This is a genomic window from Sorangium sp. So ce296 (assembly GCF_051529605.1).
In the GTDB taxonomy this organism is placed as follows: domain Bacteria; phylum Myxococcota_A; class Polyangia; order Polyangiales; family Polyangiaceae; genus Sorangium; species Sorangium cellulosum_D.
This window is the reverse complement of record NZ_CP150325.1, coordinates 7550729-7566509: the sequence shown is the minus strand read 5'-3', so window position 1 is coordinate 7566509 and position 15781 is coordinate 7550729. Positions and strand designations below refer to the sequence as shown.

Annotated in this window: 15 protein-coding genes; 6 read left to right on the top strand and 9 right to left on the bottom strand. The window is 69.7% G+C overall.

Annotated features, from left to right (window positions below; genetic code table 11):
• Window positions 1-122 precede the first annotated feature (122 nt).
• Together WME98_RS28025 and WME98_RS28020 are read left to right on the top strand one after the other, a co-directional pair.
• The gene (locus WME98_RS28025; protein ID WP_437944780.1) at window positions 123-1922 is read left to right on the top strand and encodes a glutamate--tRNA ligase; all 1800 of its coding nucleotides are present in this window, start codon (window positions 123-125) and stop codon (window positions 1920-1922) included.
• A gap of 82 nt (window positions 1923-2004) precedes the next feature.
• Entirely contained in the window at window positions 2005-2925 is a 921-nt protein-coding gene (locus WME98_RS28020) for a glutamate--tRNA ligase family protein (protein WP_437944778.1), read from the top strand.
• 61 nt (window positions 2926-2986) lie between these two features.
• Here WME98_RS28020 and WME98_RS28015 read toward each other — a convergent pair whose 3' ends face one another.
• Window positions 2987-3124 carry a hypothetical protein gene (locus tag WME98_RS28015; protein ID WP_437944776.1) on the bottom strand — a complete coding sequence of 46 codons (138 nt, stop codon included), beginning with the start codon at window positions 3122-3124 and terminating at the stop codon, window positions 2987-2989.
• A 365-nt stretch (window positions 3125-3489) separates the two neighbouring features.
• On the opposite strand from WME98_RS28015, the gene WME98_RS28010 reads away from it, so the two are divergent.
• Together WME98_RS28010 and WME98_RS28005 are read left to right on the top strand one after the other, a co-directional pair.
• Window positions 3490-4704: an MFS transporter gene (locus tag WME98_RS28010; protein ID WP_437944774.1), complete on the top strand. Its 1215-nt coding sequence runs from the start codon at window positions 3490-3492 to the stop codon at window positions 4702-4704.
• A 388-nt stretch (window positions 4705-5092) separates the two neighbouring features.
• The gene (locus WME98_RS28005) at window positions 5093-5692 is read left to right on the top strand and encodes a hypothetical protein (RefSeq protein ID WP_061626684.1); all 600 of its coding nucleotides are present in this window, start codon (window positions 5093-5095) and stop codon (window positions 5690-5692) included.
• A gap of 276 nt (window positions 5693-5968) precedes the next feature.
• On the opposite strand, the gene WME98_RS28000 is transcribed toward WME98_RS28005, so the two are convergent.
• Both WME98_RS28000 and WME98_RS27995 read right to left on the bottom strand, forming a co-directional pair.
• Complete coding sequence (locus WME98_RS28000) at window positions 5969-6268, bottom strand: hypothetical protein (protein ID WP_437944772.1); 300 nt, start codon at window positions 6266-6268, stop codon at window positions 5969-5971.
• A gap of 125 nt (window positions 6269-6393) precedes the next feature.
• Window positions 6394-6834 carry a hypothetical protein gene (locus WME98_RS27995; protein ID WP_437944770.1) on the bottom strand — a complete coding sequence of 147 codons (441 nt, stop codon included), beginning with the start codon at window positions 6832-6834 and terminating at the stop codon, window positions 6394-6396.
• On the opposite strand from WME98_RS27995, the gene WME98_RS27990 reads away from it, so the two are divergent.
• Together WME98_RS27990 and WME98_RS27985 are read left to right on the top strand one after the other, a co-directional pair.
• Window positions 6833-7378 carry a transposase gene (locus tag WME98_RS27990; RefSeq protein ID WP_061626676.1) on the top strand — a complete coding sequence of 182 codons (546 nt, stop codon included), beginning with the start codon at window positions 6833-6835 and terminating at the stop codon, window positions 7376-7378. The two genes, WME98_RS27995 and WME98_RS27990, sit on opposite strands and share 2 nt — an antisense overlap.
• 406 nt (window positions 7379-7784) lie before the next feature.
• Window positions 7785-8438 (top strand): ATP-grasp domain-containing protein, encoded by a 654-nt coding sequence (locus WME98_RS27985; RefSeq protein WP_437944767.1) that lies wholly within the window; start codon window positions 7785-7787, stop codon window positions 8436-8438.
• Window positions 8439-8900: 462 nt separating this feature from the next.
• Here WME98_RS27985 and WME98_RS27980 read toward each other — a convergent pair whose 3' ends face one another.
• From WME98_RS27980 to WME98_RS27955, 6 genes are all read right to left on the bottom strand, one after another.
• On the bottom strand, window positions 8901-10142 hold the full coding sequence (locus tag WME98_RS27980) for a hydroxymethylglutaryl-CoA synthase family protein (RefSeq protein ID WP_061626678.1): 1242 nt from the start codon (window positions 10140-10142) through the stop codon (window positions 8901-8903).
• A 153-nt stretch (window positions 10143-10295) separates the two neighbouring features.
• The gene (locus WME98_RS27975) at window positions 10296-11381 is read right to left on the bottom strand and encodes a polyketide synthase (protein ID WP_437944765.1); all 1086 of its coding nucleotides are present in this window, start codon (window positions 11379-11381) and stop codon (window positions 10296-10298) included.
• Window positions 11382-11532: 151 nt separating this feature from the next.
• Window positions 11533-12528: a Pnap_2097 family protein gene (locus WME98_RS27970; protein ID WP_437944763.1), complete on the bottom strand. Its 996-nt coding sequence runs from the start codon at window positions 12526-12528 to the stop codon at window positions 11533-11535.
• A gap of 21 nt (window positions 12529-12549) precedes the next feature.
• Window positions 12550-13359: an enoyl-CoA hydratase-related protein gene (locus tag WME98_RS27965; RefSeq protein WP_061626681.1), complete on the bottom strand. Its 810-nt coding sequence runs from the start codon at window positions 13357-13359 to the stop codon at window positions 12550-12552.
• A 26-nt stretch (window positions 13360-13385) separates the two neighbouring features.
• Window positions 13386-13583 (bottom strand): phosphopantetheine-binding protein, encoded by a 198-nt coding sequence (locus tag WME98_RS27960; protein ID WP_061626682.1) that lies wholly within the window; start codon window positions 13581-13583, stop codon window positions 13386-13388.
• 421 nt (window positions 13584-14004) lie between these two features.
• On the bottom strand, window positions 14005-15024 hold the full coding sequence (locus WME98_RS27955) for an NADP-dependent oxidoreductase (protein ID WP_437944760.1): 1020 nt from the start codon (window positions 15022-15024) through the stop codon (window positions 14005-14007).
• Window positions 15025-15781: the final 757 nt, after the last annotated feature.

The following is a 15781-nucleotide window of genomic DNA, read 5'->3' as shown; positions in this document are numbered from 1 at the left end:
CGCCTCGCCCGGCGCGGCCGCGCGGACCGCCACGTCCGCGCCCGAGGCCGCGATTGACAAGGCCTGGCGGGCGTGCAATGGCTGCCCCCCGCCCGATGTCAGACCTGGAGCGACCCGCCCTCATGGACAAGCAGGCACTGAACGAGACGACGCTTCCCGTCACCGTCCGCGAGCCGGGCCCCGGAGAGGACCGCGACGAGCTCGTGCGCCTCCTGTTCGGCGACGCCGCCGCGTCGGCCAAGCGGCCCGAGGAGTACGAGGCGCGCTATCCCCGCCGCCCCCTGCCCAAGGGCGCGATGGTCACCCGCTACGCGCCGAGCCCGACCGGGTTCATGCACATTGGCGGCATCTTCGTGTCGCTCATCAACAAGCGGCTCTCGCTCCAGAGCGAGGGAGTCTTCTTCCTCCGCCTCGAGGACACCGACGTGAAGCGCGCCATCCCCGGCGCGCTCGACACCATCGTCGACTCGCTCGCGCGCTTCGATCTCTCGCCCCAGGAGGGCGTGCTCCGCGCGCCGGCGAAGGAGGGCGGCGGGCCAGAGGCGCGGGGCGAGTTCATCCAGCAGGGCAGCTACGGCCCCTACATCCAGACGGAGCGGGTCGAGATCTACCGGGATTACGCGATCGACCTCATCCGCCGCGGCTTCGCCTACCCCTGCTTCTGCACGGTCGAGGAGCTCGACGCCATCCGGCAGGAGCAGATGGCGCTCACGGTGAAGCCCGGATACCACGGCAGGTGGGCGAAGTGGCGCGACGCGCCGCTCGCCCGCGTGAAGGAGGCGCTCGCGAGCGGCACCCCGTTCGTGCTCCGGCTGCGCGCCCCGGACGACGTCTCGGGCCGGGTCGAGTGGAAGGACGGCGTGAAGGGCGTCATCTCGATGCCGGTCAACGATCTCGACACCATCCTCCTCAAGTCGGACGGCATCCCGACCTACCACTTCGCCCACGCCGTCGACGATCACCTGATGCGGACCACGCACGTGATCCGCGGCGACGAGTGGATCTCGTCGATGCCCCTCCACCTGCAGCTCTTCCGCGTGCTCGGGTTCAAGCCGGTCGAGTACGCCCACGTCCCGCCGATCCAGAAGCTCGATCGCGTGGAGGAGACCGACCCGGAGACGGGCGAGCAGAAGGTCTCGGACGCGCGGCGCAAGCTGAGCAAGCGCAAGGACCCCGAGGCGAACATCGAGTATTACCGGGAGATCGGCGTCCCGGAGACGGCCACGATCGAGTACCTGCTCAACATCGCCAACTCCGCGTTCGAGGACTGGCGCAAGGCGAACCCCGACAAGCCCTATTCCGCCTTCCCCCTCAAGCTGAACAAGCTCGCCCCCGGCGGCGCCCTGAGCGACCTGGTCAAGCTGAAGAGCGTCAGCCAGGCGGTCGTGAGCCGGATGAGCGCCGAGGACGTCTATGCCCAGGGGCTCGACTGGGCGAGGACGTACGACAAGGAGCTCGCGGCCCTGATGGAGCGAGATCCGGAGTACACGAGGCGCGCGCTCGGCATCGAGCGCGGCGGCAAGAAGTCGAACAAGCGCATCGTCACCTGGCCCGACCTGCGCCCTCAGCTCTCCTTCTTCTACGACGAGCTCTATGACGGCCTGACGTCGTTCGATTTCCCCGAGAACGTCCCGGAGGCAGACCGCTCGGCGGTGCTCAAGCAGATGCTCGACGCCTTCGATCCGGCCGACTCGAAGGACGCGTGGTTCGAGAAGGTCCGGCAGATCGGGGTGCCCCTGGGCTACGCCGGCGAGGTGAAGCAGTACAAGGCCTCTCCCGAGTCGTGGAAGGGCCATGTCGGCGACGTCTCGATGGTGATCCGGGTCGCGATCTGCGGGACGCGCAACAGCCCCGATCTGGCCGAGGTCATGGCGGTGCTGGGCGAGCAGCGCGTGCGGGCGCGCATCGCGCGCTTCCTCTGAGGCGCGGGGTGGCGAGCCCGCGGGCGGCGCGCCCTGGGCGCGGGCGGCCGCTGCGCCGCGGGCGGCGGCGGCAGGAGGAACGATGAGCAGCGAGGTGTGCCGGTTCGCCCCGTCGACCACCGGGCCGGCCCACCTCGGGACGCTCGCCGCGGCGCTGCTCGCGTGGCTCGACGCGCGGTCGCGGGGCGCGCGGCTGCTGCTCCGGCTGGAGGACCTCGATCCCGACCGATGCCGGGCCGAGTTCGCGCGCTCCCTGGAGGAGGATCTCGCGTGGCTGGGGCTCGATTTCGACGAGCGCGTCGAGCAGCACACCCGGCGGGCGCACCACGAGGCGGCGATGGACCGGCTGGAGGCGCTCGGCGCGCTGTACCCCTGCTCCGCGACGCGCGAGGAGGTGCGCGCGATCGGCCGGCGCGCGCCCGACGGCGGCTGGGCCTACGACAACCGCGGCCGCGGCCGCGCGCTGCCGCCCGGCGGGTGGCGCGCGAGCGCGGAGCCGATCCGGGCACGGCTGCCGGACGGGGTGTTCCGGCCCGTCGACGAGGGCGGGCTCGATCTGTCGCAGGAGCCCGCGCTGGCGATGGGCGATCCGGTGGTGCGCCGGCGCGACGGCGCGTTCTCGTACCAGCTCGCGGTGGTGGTCGACGACGGGTCGGCGGGCGTGACGCGCGTCGTCCGGGGGCGCGACATCGCGCCGAGCACCGCGACGCAGGCGGCGCTCCAGGCGCTGCTCGGGCTGCCGGCGCCGGTCTACCGCCACCACCTGCTCCTCCTGGAGGAGCGCGGCGGCAAGCTGGCCAAGACGCACGGCGCGGCGCGCGGCGCGGCGCTCGCCCGGAGCGCGCCCGCGCTCTCTGGCGCGCTCGCGTGGTGCATCGGCCTGCGGGATCGACCGGAGCCGTGCACGCCGGCGGAGCTGCTGCGGGAGTTCAGCTGGGCGCGGGTCGCGACCGCGGACCGGGTCGTGGCGTGGCGGGACGGGGAGCTCGAGGTGCGTTCCTGACGAGGTCGCGTCGAGGAACGGCGCCGCCGTCTCAGGCGCTCGATGGACGGGCGGGCGGAGGTCAGGCCGGCAGCGGCGAGACGGCGAAGCTCAGCAACGGAAACAGGGCGACGATCGCGTTCGGACGCGGCAGATCGTCGTCGTCGTCGTCGTCGCGCCGGCCATCGCGCCCGCGGCGGGAACGGCTCCCGAACAGCATCCAGGCACGCCGCGCTTGCGCGGCCAGGTCGTGCGCTAGGCCCGACGAGGTGTCGTCTCCATGGGGCATCATGTCGGGCAGCCGCTTACCACGATTCCGGGCCGACGCGCCAGCTTTCTGCGCGCAGGCTCGACCGCTGCGCCTTCCGAACGGCGGGTCGCCCCGAACCGAGGATCGCCGAGACAGAACGCGCTCTCCGTTGAGGAGAACAGCCGCATTGATTTTTGATGGGGTGGGCGCAGGGCGTCCCTGGCGGCACGTGCTCGAATGCGCCATGAACGTCGCCCGGACTTTTCATGGCCGCCGATCTCACCGCCCTGAAGCCTTCGTCGCCTTTCGCCGCCTTCGAATCGCACGATTTCCGCGTGTACGCGGCGGCTCGCCTGCTCGCCACCATGGCGTACCAGATGCAGTCGGTCGCCGTGGGGTTTCAGATTTACGACCTCACGCGCGATCCGCTCGCGCTCGGCTACGTGGGTCTCGCCCAGTTCCTCCCCATCGCGGGGTTGTCCCTCGCCTCCGGGCACGCGGCGGATCGCTTCGATCGGCGAGGGATCCTCCTCCTTTGCTACCTCACCTCGTCGGTCGCGGCGCTCGCGCTCTTCGTCCTCGCGCGCTCGCCGACCCCGAACGTGTCGGCCATCTATGCCGTCCTCGTGCTCCTCGGCACGGTGCGCGCCTTCCAGGGGCCAGCCGGCGCGTCGCTCCTGCCGTCCCTCGTGCCCGCGGCGCACTTCCAGAACGCCGCGACGTGGCAGTCGACGCTCTGGCAGGTCGGGGCCATCGGCGGACCGAGCGTGGGCGGGGTGCTCTACGGCGTCTGGAAGGCGCCCGCGCCCGTCTACCTGACCGCGAGCCTCGCGCTCGGCGCGGCATCCGCGGGCCTCCTGGCCGTGCGGGCGCGCACGGGGCGCATGGAGAAGAAGCCGCCGTCGCTCGCCACGGCGCTCGCCGGGCTGCGCTACGTCTACCGGAAGAAGGTCCTGCTCGCGTCGATCTCGCTCGACTTCGTGGCGGTCTTCCTGGGCGGCGCGGTCGCGCTCCTGCCCATCTTCGCGACCGACGTGCTCCGCGTCGGCCCCCAGGGGTTCGGCCTGCTGCGCGCCGCGCCCGCGGTGGGGGCCGGGCTCATGGCCGTGCTCCTCGCGTTCCGGCCGATCCGGCGCCACGCCGGGACGAAGATGCTCCTCTGCGTGGGGGTGTTCGGGCTCGCCACGGTCGTGTTCGGCCTGTCGCACAGCTTCCTGCTCTCGCTCGTCGCGCTGACCGTGATCGGCGCCGCCGACATGGTGAGCGTCGTCGTGCGGATGACCCTGGAGCAGCTCGCGACGCCGCCCGAGATGCGCGGCCGCGTGAGCGCGGTCAACATGGTGTTCGTCGGCGCCTCGAACGAGCTCGGAGAGCTCGAGTCGGGCACCCTCGCGAGGCTCATCGGGACGGTCCCTACCGTGATCGTCGGCGGCCTTGGGACGATCGCCGTCGTGCTGCTCTGGGGATGGCTGTTCCCCGAGCTGCGCGCGGTGGACAGGCTCGAGGACACGCGCGCGACCTCCGAAGACGACGCCGCCGCGAAGGCGTGATGAGCGCCGCGCGCGACGTGCGCCGCGCGCCCGCGCGGGCTCACGTTCGGCAGAGCGCAGCGCACCGCCGATGCCAGCTCGCGCCGGCTGGATGAACGATGAAAGATGAACGCGAGTCGCCTTCGCGCGGACCGAAGGGAGCCAATCCACGCTTCAGCCCCGCGACAAACGCGCGGAATGACTCTGCTGCGAAAACACTTGCGCACCGCGTACTGCCGTCCGCACGATTGGCAATTTGACAAGGACGGTACAAATGCACGCTGGGCGGCACGCAATCATACAATGCCTGGCGATAATCCCAGCCAGGCTGTCCTAATTGCTTGACACAGAGGGACAACAGGACCTTACATATGTCATGGACTCGATTATCGCGTGGGCGGTTGGTATCATGATCGCATGGGCCCCGCCCGGGACGAGCCACATCAAGGACGCGGTCGAGACGCCCGAGGACGGCCGCGCGCGCTATCACGAGATCGCGCGCGCGGCGGCGAAGGTGGCGTATGATCCCGAGTTGAAGCCGCTCTTCGGCGGCCCGCGCGGGCGAGCCGATACGATGGCGCTGCTCCTGTCGATCGCATATTTCGAGAGCGGCTACCGCCGGGACGTGGACCTCGGCCTCGGGAAGCTCGCGCGCGGCTCGGGGGTCGACTCCTGTCTGCTCCAGATCCGCGTCGGCGCCGGCAAGACCCGGGAGGGGTGGTCGCACGAGGACCTCGTGTCGGACCGTGAGAAGTGCTTTCGCTCGGGGCTCGCGCTGATCCGGAGATCCTTCGGGGCGTGCCGCAAACAGGAGGCGCTCGACCGGCTCAGCGCATACACGCGCGGCAGGTGTATCGCCAACGACAAACACTCGAGAGCACGTATCGGACGCGCGCAGCACGTGCCGCGCGCCCCGATGACGGACGAGGCGGTGCTCGCCTCGACGCCGGGGCGCGAGGTCAAGCCCGTGCCGCGGGCGACGCCGTCGGCGGTCGGAAACGATAGCTAGACGCCGCCGGATCGGGACGTTCCTGGTGGCGCGGGGGAGTTGCCGGGCCGCCCGGCCCGAGGAGGGAGTGTTGGTGGCGCGGCGCGGGGCCCCGCCGGACTCGCCTGAGCCTTCACTCCTCCGGCTTCGCCGGAGGAGTGAAGGCTATTGGGCTCAGACATCGGCCCTCCCCGCGCCGCGCCACCAACACTCCCTCCTCGGGCCTACCCTCCTCCAGAACCACCGACGGGCTCGAAAGAAACTCAAGGGTTCAGGTCGAGCCTGCTCCGGGTTAGGTCAAGCCGCCGCCTTCAACTCGACCTGGAGCCTCAGATCGTTCAGCCGTCGAATCAGCCGGTTGGCCACCTTGGCTGCGTCGCGCTTGTCGAAGTAGCTGGCCCCCAGCTCCTGGTACGTCGTGCCGTCGCGCAGGATGTGGTACGCGGCAGTCAGCATTGAGGCGGCGACGGCGACGACGGCCTTCTCGTGGCCGCGGCGAGCGCGGATGCGGTGGTACTGCTCACGGAAGTAGGTGCCCTTGGTGCGGGTAGCGGCCGACCAGGCAGCTTGCACCAACGTGGACTTCAGCCACATCACGAAGCCGGGTCGACATGCGCTTGCCCGCGCTCGTGTCGTTGCGCAGGCACAACCCAGCCCATGACAACATGGTGGCCCGCGGTCGGAAAGCGGCTCATGTCCATCCCGATCTCAGCGGCGATCACCTAGGCGGCGATGTCACTGATGCCCGGGATCGTCTTCAGCCGCTCGATCTGGTCGCGAAACGGGGCGAGCTCGCGCTCGATATGCGCCTCCACCTCGCGCATAGCACGCTGCAGATCGTCGTACACCCGCAGGTGCATCCCGAGCAGGAAGCGGTGGTGGTCGGTTACGTTCCCTCGCAGCGCCTCGGCTAGCTCCGCGCGGCTCGCTTTCAGGCGCGAGGTGGCGCGACGTGCCAGCTGCTCCGGGTCCGTCTCCCCAGTCACGAGCGCGTCGAGGATGGATCGACCGCTGGCGCCCAGCGTGTCGGACACCACGCTGCTGAGCTTGACGTTGGCGTCCTCGAGCGTCTGATCAGCGACAATTACTTCGGCTCGGTTGCCCACGATCGCCCCGCCACACGCACCCGCGACGACGCGGCTCAACGAGCTGCTGACGCGCATGGGCGTCGCGCTCGGCGGCGAGGCCGCTGGACGGCTGTTGCCAGGGCTCGGCCTGGTCGGCAGCGCCGACACCATCCTTCGGCGGGTGCGCTACGCGGCGATCGCGCCTGCTCCGCCCGCGCGAGTGGTAGGGGTTGATGATTGGGCCATCCGGCGTGGGCACCGCTACGGCACCATCCTCGTTGATCTCGAGCGGCGCGTCCCCATTGACCTGCTCCCCGACCGCACCGCCGATACGCTTGCACACTGGCTCAGAGAGCACCCCGGCATCGCCCTTGTAACGCGTGACCGCGCCGAGACGTACGCGCAGGGCATCCGCGATGGGGCGCCGAAAGCCGTGCAGGTGGCGGACCGGTGGCACCTGCTCAAGAACGTCGGCGATGTGCTCGAGCGGGTGCTTCAGCGCCATCGCGGCGCGCTCGATAGAGCCGCTGCGCGCGCCTGCGCGGCGACGTTGACCGCCGCGTCTCGGCCGTCTCCAGCGGCGTACTCCGACCCGACGGCGAGGGTGATCCACGCCGCTCCTCGGCCCGGTGCTCGATGACCTCGCGGCGTCTGCGCGCCCGTGCCAGCTTGCGATCCCGCGCGGCGCGGCACGTCGCGCCGCAGACCCGCTGCGTCGCCCGCGCTTTCGCCGACGGCGTGAACGTCCTTCGACACTCCGAGCATCGCCTGCACGTCGCGATGCGCGCAGCGTCCCCAACGCACGGCGGTGGGCCGCCTTCCTGCACGTACGGCGCCGCTGGGGTGGATCACGATCGCGCCGCGCGGTCGGCGTCAGGTGGCGGCGCGGTGGATGATCACGATCGCGCCGCAGGGTGGATCACAGGGAGGGCGCCGCTAAAGATCCTGACTCTAACGCCCTGTTCGCCGCGGCGCTCGCCGCCGGCTGGGACGTTGAGCGCCTCCACTCGTTCCGCTGCCCCGAGGGCCCCGCGGCGCGCGACCCGGTGTTCTACGGCGAGACGATTCTCGCCGACGCGATCCAGGACGATCTCGGGATCGCGCTGCTCGAACCGACCGCTGACTGGCTGCCGCGGCTGCCGAAGCGCCATCGTCTTCGTGACGTGCGGCTCACGACGCTCGAGGATGCCCTGGCCCTCCGCGATCGTGCGTTCATCAAGCCGACCGACGAGAAGATCTTCCCCGCACGTGTGTACGCGGGTGGCGCCGCGGTGGACCCGGACCCGCGGCTACGGCTGGATCTGCCTGCTCTTGTGAGCGAGCCCGTGGTGTTCGAGGTGGAGTTCCGATTCTTCGTGGTAGAGCGCGAGGTGGCGACGCTCTCGCCCTATGTCCGGGGCGGGGAGATCGCGCGCAGCGCGGCGGGCGACTGGGAAGCGGATCCAGCGGAGGTCGAGCCAGCATCCGCGTCGATCGACGCGCTGCTCGCCGACGCCGACGTGGAGCTACCGCCCGCGGTGGTCGTGGACATCGGACGAATGGCGGGGCGAGGTTGGGGCGTCGTCGAGGCGAATCCCGCGTGGGCCTCGGGGCTCTGCGGGTGCGACCCGGCGAGCGTGCTACGCGTGCTGCAGCGGGCAGCGGTGCCACGGGGCATGGTGTCGGAGGCAGACCAGCGCTGGGTGCGGCGCGTCGGATGAGGGTTCGGGCTCGTCTTCATGTCGCACCACGAGCTTGGAGGAGCGAGGCAGGCTGACCCTCGTCGGGATCGCCCGTGCGTGGTGCGCGCAAGACGGTATGGGTGACAGGGGGCGCTCGAGATGACGCGTTCTCCTCGGCATCTCGGCTTCGTGTACGACGAGGGGCGGATCGCAGCACGAGGGCGCGATATCACCATCGGACCGGCTGGGCGCACGTCAGGCTGGAGGAGCTACCGGCTGGCCTCCCGTGCCCCGTGGCCCGGCCCCGTCCACCTTCGCGAGCCGCTTCTCGTGCCGCTCGATCGTCTCGGCGATCTTCGCTTTGCGCTCGCGCTCTGTGCGCCAGCGCCGTGGCTCCGGCAAACCCGGCGACATCGAAGCTCACACTGGTGAGGCGGGCCGGGCGCGCACCGACGGGCGCCGCCCCTCAAGCTGACCGTTCTTCGGGTCGAACGTCCACGGTCAGCTCCACGCGTACTCCCGATGAAACCCCTTGATCGCAGTCAAGGTCAAGAGCCCCTTCCCCTCGAAGAACCGCTCATACAGATCGCCGTAGGGGCTCCGGTCGACGGTTTTGTCCTTCAATCCGAAGCACCACTCGGCGTTCAAGTCGAGGATCTCGTCGTAGCGAGGCACGTCCAAGCGCACCCGGCGGCGCAGCTGACCGGAAATGTCGAGAGGCTCCAGGACCTGCCGCGAGCTCGCAGGGACCAATCCGCTGAAGAACTCCGAGGAGCATCCGGAGCCGTACGAGAACATTCCCACACGACTGCTGGCTTCAATGTGAGCGCTCGCGATGACGCCACACAGGGCGAGGAAGACCGTACCCGCGTAGATGTTCCCGACCTCGGTGCAGTAATGGAGCGATGGAGCCACCCGCTTACGGAAATCCGCCTCGATCTCCTCCGAGCTCGCGCTCCGCAACCGGCGCATCATGCGCCGGTGTGCGCCCTTGACCATCCCCGCGAACGGGGTGTGGAAGGCGAAGTAGTCGAAGGTATCGCAGAAGTCGGCCCCCTCCACATGGCTCGCGTATTCCTTGAAGCTCTTCTCGAGGCAGTCCAGATAGGAGAGCAAGGAGAGATCTGGATCCCCGGTTTCCAGCTCGGCCATGGGCCGGCACACGTCCATCACTTCATAGCTGTGGCGACCGCTGGCGCCGGGGTCGATTTCCAGCAGCTTCGGGCGATCGCTGACCAGGATAGCGACCGCGCCCGCAGCCTGAGTGGGCTCCGCGTAGGTGTCCCTGGCGACCGCGCGGGCGATGTCCGTGCAGATCACGAGGACCTTGGACCCCGGTGAAAAGCCCGAGCCCGCTATGGCGCAGGCCACTTGCAGGGAAGCAGCCCCCGCGTAACACGCCTGCTTTACCTCCATGAGCCGGCAGTTGGGATGGAGGTCGAGCCAGTCGTGGATGTACGTGCTGAGCGATTTCCCGAAGTCGACAGGCGACTCGGTGACCGTAATCACCGTCTCGATCCGGTTCCGCTCGTCGACCGTCAAGCGGTCGATGATCGGCTTTGCTGCGTTGACGCCATAGGAAACGGCGTCCTCGCAGGGCAGCGCGACCGACTTCTTGTTCATGTTCAGGTTGTCGAGGCGGCCGAGGTCGAGCCCCCTCGCCTCGAACATGTCCTTGACGGAGACGTAGGTTGGGCCCGCGTAGAGGTTGATCGCTTCGATCCCGACCCTTGTATTTCGCATAGGTTTCCCGCTCGGCGTGCTGTCTTTCGGTGCGCCCCGACGCGCGGCGCGATCTGAGGAGAACGATACCTTACCAGAGAGCGCCCTGCCATGAATGGAGGCGCTCGTGACGGCTCGCGGACACGGTCTGGAACCCCCTGCCCGCCCTGCTCGTCACGATCGGACAGCCCGGCGGGAGCGCACATCGATCGCGGGGCTGCCCTGGTCCGCCGACGCGGTCTGCGCGGCGCGATGCTTGGGAGAGAGCGAGACGCGTTGGGGCGCGATCGGCGCCGACGAGAGCGGCTGGAGAGCCGTCTCCTTCGCCCTCAGCCGAACGGGCTGCCGGGCGATCGGCGCCGGCGCGTCGACCTCGGCGGCCGCCGGGGTCGACGCCGGCGAGATGAGCTCCCGTGCACCGCGTACCGGCGGCGAACCTGCCGACGCCGCAGCCGCGCCACGCCCGAGACTCGCCTTTTCAACGCGCGACCGGATCTGGTCCCGCGCCTCCGGGCTGGCGAGCACCCGGCGCCGCATCTCGATCTCCGCATCGACCACCCGCGGCAGCGCGGCGAGCTTTCGACCGGCCAGCTCGCGCTTCAGCACGATGAGCGCCTCCCGCGGCTTCTCCGCCAGCCGGCGCGCGATCGCCAGCGCCTCCGCCCGGACCTCCGCCATCGGCCGCACGGCGAGCGACACCCCGCGGTCGCGCAGCTCGCGGCCCGTATACGATCGGCCGAGGTACATCATCTCGGTCGCGAGCGGACCGCCGAGCTGCTCCCTCAAGATGAACGTGGCGCCCAGGCCGGGCGTGAGCCCGTAATCCATGGAGCTCACGCTGTAGGCGCCCTCTTCCGCCAGCACGACCACGTCGGCGTAGAGCCCGAAACAGAGGCCAGCACCCTCCGCCTGGCCCTGCATGGCGGCGATGACCGGCACCTCGCAGCACAGGAGCCCCCCGCAGAGGAACGAGAGATCCGAGGACCTCGTGCCCCCATCCGCGACCTCGCTGAGCCCGGCTTCCGTTCCCCCCATCAGGAACACGTCGTCGCGTCCGACCAGCACCACGACCTTGATCTCCGGCCGCTGCACGATCTCAGCGAACCGGGAGCGCAGCGCGAGCAAGAGGCCCTCGGAGAGCGCGTTGTGATGCGCGGGGTCGTCGATCTCCAGCCAGGCGATCGCCCCGTCGACGAGCCGCAGGGTCACCTCGTCTCCCCGGTGCGCCAGGGCTCGCCGCGCCCACTCGGTCGATGTCATGCCTGCGCTGCTCGTGGGATCGCTGGAGTGCGATGTGTCTCGCGCGGCGCTGCCGAGCGCGGTCGAAGCCATTTTCCCGTAGCTCATCGTCGACATTGGCGCTCTTCCTCGTGGGCTGCTCGCCCGGTCGAACCCGCTGCGAGGCGCGCGCCTACGCGGCGCCGGCCAGCAATCGTCCCACCGCGTTCGCTGGATCGACGAGGGCCTTGACGGTGAACAGGTCCGCGATCCTCACCCCGTCGCGACGGCGGACCAGGGTGGACCAGATCCGCAGGCGGTCCGCGCCGCTCCGCTCCATCCTCCGGAGCCGGAACGTGAGCTCGTCCCCCGCATCGGCGTTCCCGTAATAAAAGACATCGCGCGCGACCGGAGCGACCTGGAACGCCGATTCGCGCTCGTGCCCTGCACGGTGCAAGCGCTCGTTGAGGATCATGCGCTCGCACACGTCGTGGATCCGGGGGTAAGACGCGAAGTAGAGCAGGTTGGCGCCGTTGAGGTCGTGGTACGGGTTCACCACATACGAACGGGAATCGAGATCGTGGTCGACCCAGTCGAACGTCGTCCCCCCGAGCTCCAGCACGGTGTCTCGAACCGGCTCCGCCGTCTCGAGGGCGAGATGCTTGATCTTCTGATATGCCTGCCCGAACGGCGGCAACACCGAATGGCTGAGCCCGCGCGATCGCTCGATCTGCTGCGGCGTCGCCCGGGCCAGGCTCTTGTTGTCGGTGGACCGCGTGATGAAGACGCTGGCCATCTCGACCCGGACCTCGCCTGCGGCGCCGAGGAAGGTCAGCTCGCTGAAGAACCGCTTGTCTCCGAACCGGCTCAGCGCGCCCTTCGCCGCGAGGGACTCGTTCTCGGTGTACCGGGTCAAGGGCACGGTGCTCTCCATCCGGATGCGCATGAAGCTCGCGTAGAGCCGCTCGCCCTCGCGGTCGGCGAGCTGCCCCGAGGGCACCCCCAGGTCGGCGCAGAGCATGCGCCAGTGGATGTCCCCGGCCTCTTTCAACAACCATCGCTCGGACAGCCCGCCGAACAGCATCTGGGGCATGCCCAGCGTATAGGTAGCCCGGAAATCCGGGCCCGCGGTCGAGGGCGCCTGCGGCTCGGCGGGCGAATGGGCGGCTGCGGAAGGTGTTCGATCCATGATGATGCTCGTTGATGCCTGTCAGGGGCGCCGCGCTCGCGGCGATTCCGACCGGCTGCCTTCCCACGGAAACGTGCCATGGCGAACGAAGTCCTCTATCCCGTTGCGAACCTCGGGGTCGCTCATGGCGCGGTCGGTCTCCTGCATGGCGCGGGCTTCGTGGGCTTCCGAGATCCCGGCTACGTCGTTGAAGTAACGCTTGATGCGCCCCACGGTGCTCGGCTTGAGGCGGGAGACCTTGAGCCACAACCGCCGCAGCGCCTCTTCCGGTCGGTCGGAGACCTCATCGACCAGACCGGCCTCGAGCGCCTGGGAGGCGGTCAAGTTCTCGGTTGTCAAGCACATCCGCTTGGTCGTTTGCAGGCCGATGCGGCGCGCCAGGTGCAGGCCGACGCACGCGGGGACCAGCCCCCACAGCGCCTCTGGGAGACCGAAGGTGGAGCGCGGGGTGGCGATCGCGACGTCGCTGGCGGCCACGAAGCCGAGCCCTCCGGCGCGGACCTGGCCGTCGACATACGCCACCACCACCGCGGGGAGCGAGGCAAGCCGGCGCAGCACGCTCATGTAGGGCGCCGACCCGTCCGGTCCGCCACGATCGAGCCCGTCCTCGAAGTCGAGGCCGGTCGAGAAGTGCCCCTGCTGCCCCTCGAGCACGACCATCCGGCACGACGGATCGCGCTGCGCCTCGTCGAGCGCGCGACCGAGTTCGGTCAGCAGGCGGGAGTTGAAGCTGTTCCTGCGCTCCGCCCGATCGAAGACGACGGTCCGGCGGCCGTCGGCGACATGGACCCGGAGCGTCCGATAGCTCGTCTCAGGCGCGTCGTGGCTCATCGTGAACGCTCCACGGCCGGGGGGGCTCAGCCCGATTGCGCCCGGTACAGCAGGTCGACGAGGCCGCCGAGGTCGCCGGGCTTCCCGAGCTCCACGAGCGGGATGTCGACCCCGAGCTCGTCCTTGAGCGACGTCGAGATGTCGGCGCGGTCGACCGAATCGGCACCGAGGTCCTTCAAGCTCACGCTCGGCAAGATCCGATCCGGCGTGACGGCAGGGATCACACGGACAATGTGATGCTTCAGTAGGCCAAAGATTTCTTCCCGCGTCATACGGTTCCTTTCAAGCGCCCCGGATCGTTGATCTCGCGGCTGGCCAACGAGCCGTGTCACGCTGCCGCCATCGGACCGCAGCATGGGCGGCATCGAATGCCCATGGAGGCCCGTCTGCGACGGCGTCATCGGGCAGCGCAACCCCGGCCGCGCGCGGCTCCCTCCAAGCCAGGCAGACACGAGCTCTCCATACACGGCAAGCGCTTCTCGTAGCCGGCGTCGACTTGGCCCGTGCCTGGCCCTTCTGGGGAGTCGGAGCGCCCACGCACGATGCGTATCACAGCCGTTCGATCCGCTCAACTTGGTTCTGCAGCTCACAGGCCACGAGACGTGGTCCTCGTTCCCGGGCGACCTGCACGCACATCTCCCACGCTCAGGGATCGGCGATCTTCACGAGCTGCTTGCCCCGGTTTTCCCCCGAGAACAGGCGGCGCAGCGCCTGCGGGGCGTTCTCCAGCCCCTCCTGGACATCGACCTGGTCCTTGATCTGCCCCGCCGCGATCCACCCGCTCAGCTCCTGCACGGCGGCGCCGAAGCGCTGGACGTAGTCGATGATGATGAAGCCCTCCATCCTGCCGCGCTTGAGAATGAGGTTCATGTAATTCTTCGGCCCGGGTGGAAGCTCCGTCACCCCGTAGCTGGAGATGGCGCCGCAGAGCACCACCCTGCCCCGGAGCGCGAGCTCGGCGAGGGCGGCGTCGAGGATGCGGCCACCCACGTTGTCGAAATAGACGTCAACGCCGTTCGGGCACAGCTCCCTCAGCCGGGCGCGGACGTCCTCGGATTTGTAGTCGATGGCCGCGGTGAAGCCCGCCTCTCTCGTGAGCCATGCGCATTTCTCCGCGCCGCCGGCGATGCCGATGACGCGACACTGCTTGATCCGGGCGATCTGCCCGGCCACCGAGCCGGTCGCGCCCGCGGCGCCGGAGACAACCACCGTCTCGCCCGCGGCGACGCGGCCGACGTCGAGCAGCCCGAAGTACGCTGTCAGCCCGGTGAGCCCGAGCGTGCTCAGCGCCCGCGTGATCGGCATGCCCGGCGGGAGCCTGGTGGCCGCCCCCGGGATCGTGGCGTCCACCAGCGCGTAGTCCTGCCAGCCGAACAGCCCCTGCACCAGATCTCCGCGCGCGTAGCTCGGGTGCGTCGAGCTCTCGACACGCCCGACGGCGAGCGAGCGCATGACATCGCCGATGCGGATCGCTGGCAGATAGGTGTCGTGCATCATCCACTCGCGCTGGGTGGGGTCGATCGACAGGTAGAGATTGCGTACCAGGATCTGGCCGCCCGTCGCCGGCGCGGGGATCGGCTCCTCGATCCAGCGGAAAAGGCCCTGGTCAATCGGTCCAATCGGCCGTACCGCCAGGCGCCACTGCCGATTCACTCCCTGTATCACGCGTCGCTCCTGCCGTCCCGGTAGCACGTTGCCAGTTGGGCCGCAACGACGCCATGAAACGCGGATACTCGGAGTGGGACTCATCGAGCCAGGAGGGGAACGCGCACCGAGGCGCAAAATGCTGCTCTGGCTGCAATCCACGAGCTCCTGCGGTGATGGTGGGTCGGGGTGCGGGGCGGCGGCACGCTGCATGCAAACTAACGCTGGGTCGAGAGCGCTGCGCAGATGACACCATCGTGAAACACATCAGGTGCACAGAGCGGGGCCGGGGCGAGCCGCGGGTCGGATCCCGGCATGGCGGCGCGGGGGGGACCGCGCGCGTTGCGCCGCTGCCGACAGTCCAGCATCACCGCCGCGCCGGGGCGCTCGGCCCTGCTTGTCCGACGGGAGGACCCATGTTAAGGAAGCGTCGAATGCGCTGTGCCTCGGCTGGCGGGCGATGAGCCGGACGGGGGGCGCCAGAGGCTCATGGTGCAGGGGCCGCGGCTGGGCGAGGACTCGATCGAAGAGCGGAAGAATCGCTTTCGCAGGGTGGCGCATCGACGCCGGCCAGGAGGTCGAGGCGGCGCGGCCTCTCGACGTGCGGAGCGCGGAATCGGAGCGCACCGCCGCCGCGAGGCTCCTCGGCCGCCGCAGCTCCCCACGGCAGTTAACCGAGGACCCTCGCGGGGCGCGGCGCACATGCGCGGCGAGCTGCGCGTCCTCATGGCGAATGGGATCGCCTCGACGGCGGCCGCGCACGCGCGGAGTCGATGGG

Excerpts from the sequence above, each read along its gene's own strand:
- WME98_RS28025 (WP_437944780.1), top strand. The coding sequence starts at position 123 with ATGGACAAGCAGGCACTGAACGAGACGACGCTTCCCGTCACCGTCCGC.
- WME98_RS28020 (WP_437944778.1), top strand. The coding sequence starts at position 2,005 with ATGAGCAGCGAGGTGTGCCGGTTCGCCCCGTCGACCACCGGGCCGGCC.
- WME98_RS28015 (WP_437944776.1), bottom strand. The coding sequence starts at position 3,124 with ATGCTGTTCGGGAGCCGTTCCCGCCGCGGGCGCGATGGCCGGCGCGAC.
- WME98_RS28005 (WP_061626684.1), top strand. The coding sequence starts at position 5,093 with ATGATCGCATGGGCCCCGCCCGGGACGAGCCACATCAAGGACGCGGTC.
- WME98_RS27990 (WP_061626676.1), top strand. The coding sequence starts at position 6,833 with ATGGGCGTCGCGCTCGGCGGCGAGGCCGCTGGACGGCTGTTGCCAGGG.
- WME98_RS27995 (WP_437944770.1), bottom strand. The coding sequence starts at position 6,834 with ATGCGCGTCAGCAGCTCGTTGAGCCGCGTCGTCGCGGGTGCGTGTGGC.
- WME98_RS27980 (WP_061626678.1), bottom strand. The coding sequence starts at position 10,142 with ATGCGAAATACAAGGGTCGGGATCGAAGCGATCAACCTCTACGCGGGC.
- WME98_RS27975 (WP_437944765.1), bottom strand. The coding sequence starts at position 11,381 with ATGACATCGACCGAGTGGGCGCGGCGAGCCCTGGCGCACCGGGGAGAC.
- WME98_RS27970 (WP_437944763.1), bottom strand. The coding sequence starts at position 12,528 with ATGGATCGAACACCTTCCGCAGCCGCCCATTCGCCCGCCGAGCCGCAG.
- WME98_RS27965 (WP_061626681.1), bottom strand. The coding sequence starts at position 13,359 with ATGAGCCACGACGCGCCTGAGACGAGCTATCGGACGCTCCGGGTCCAT.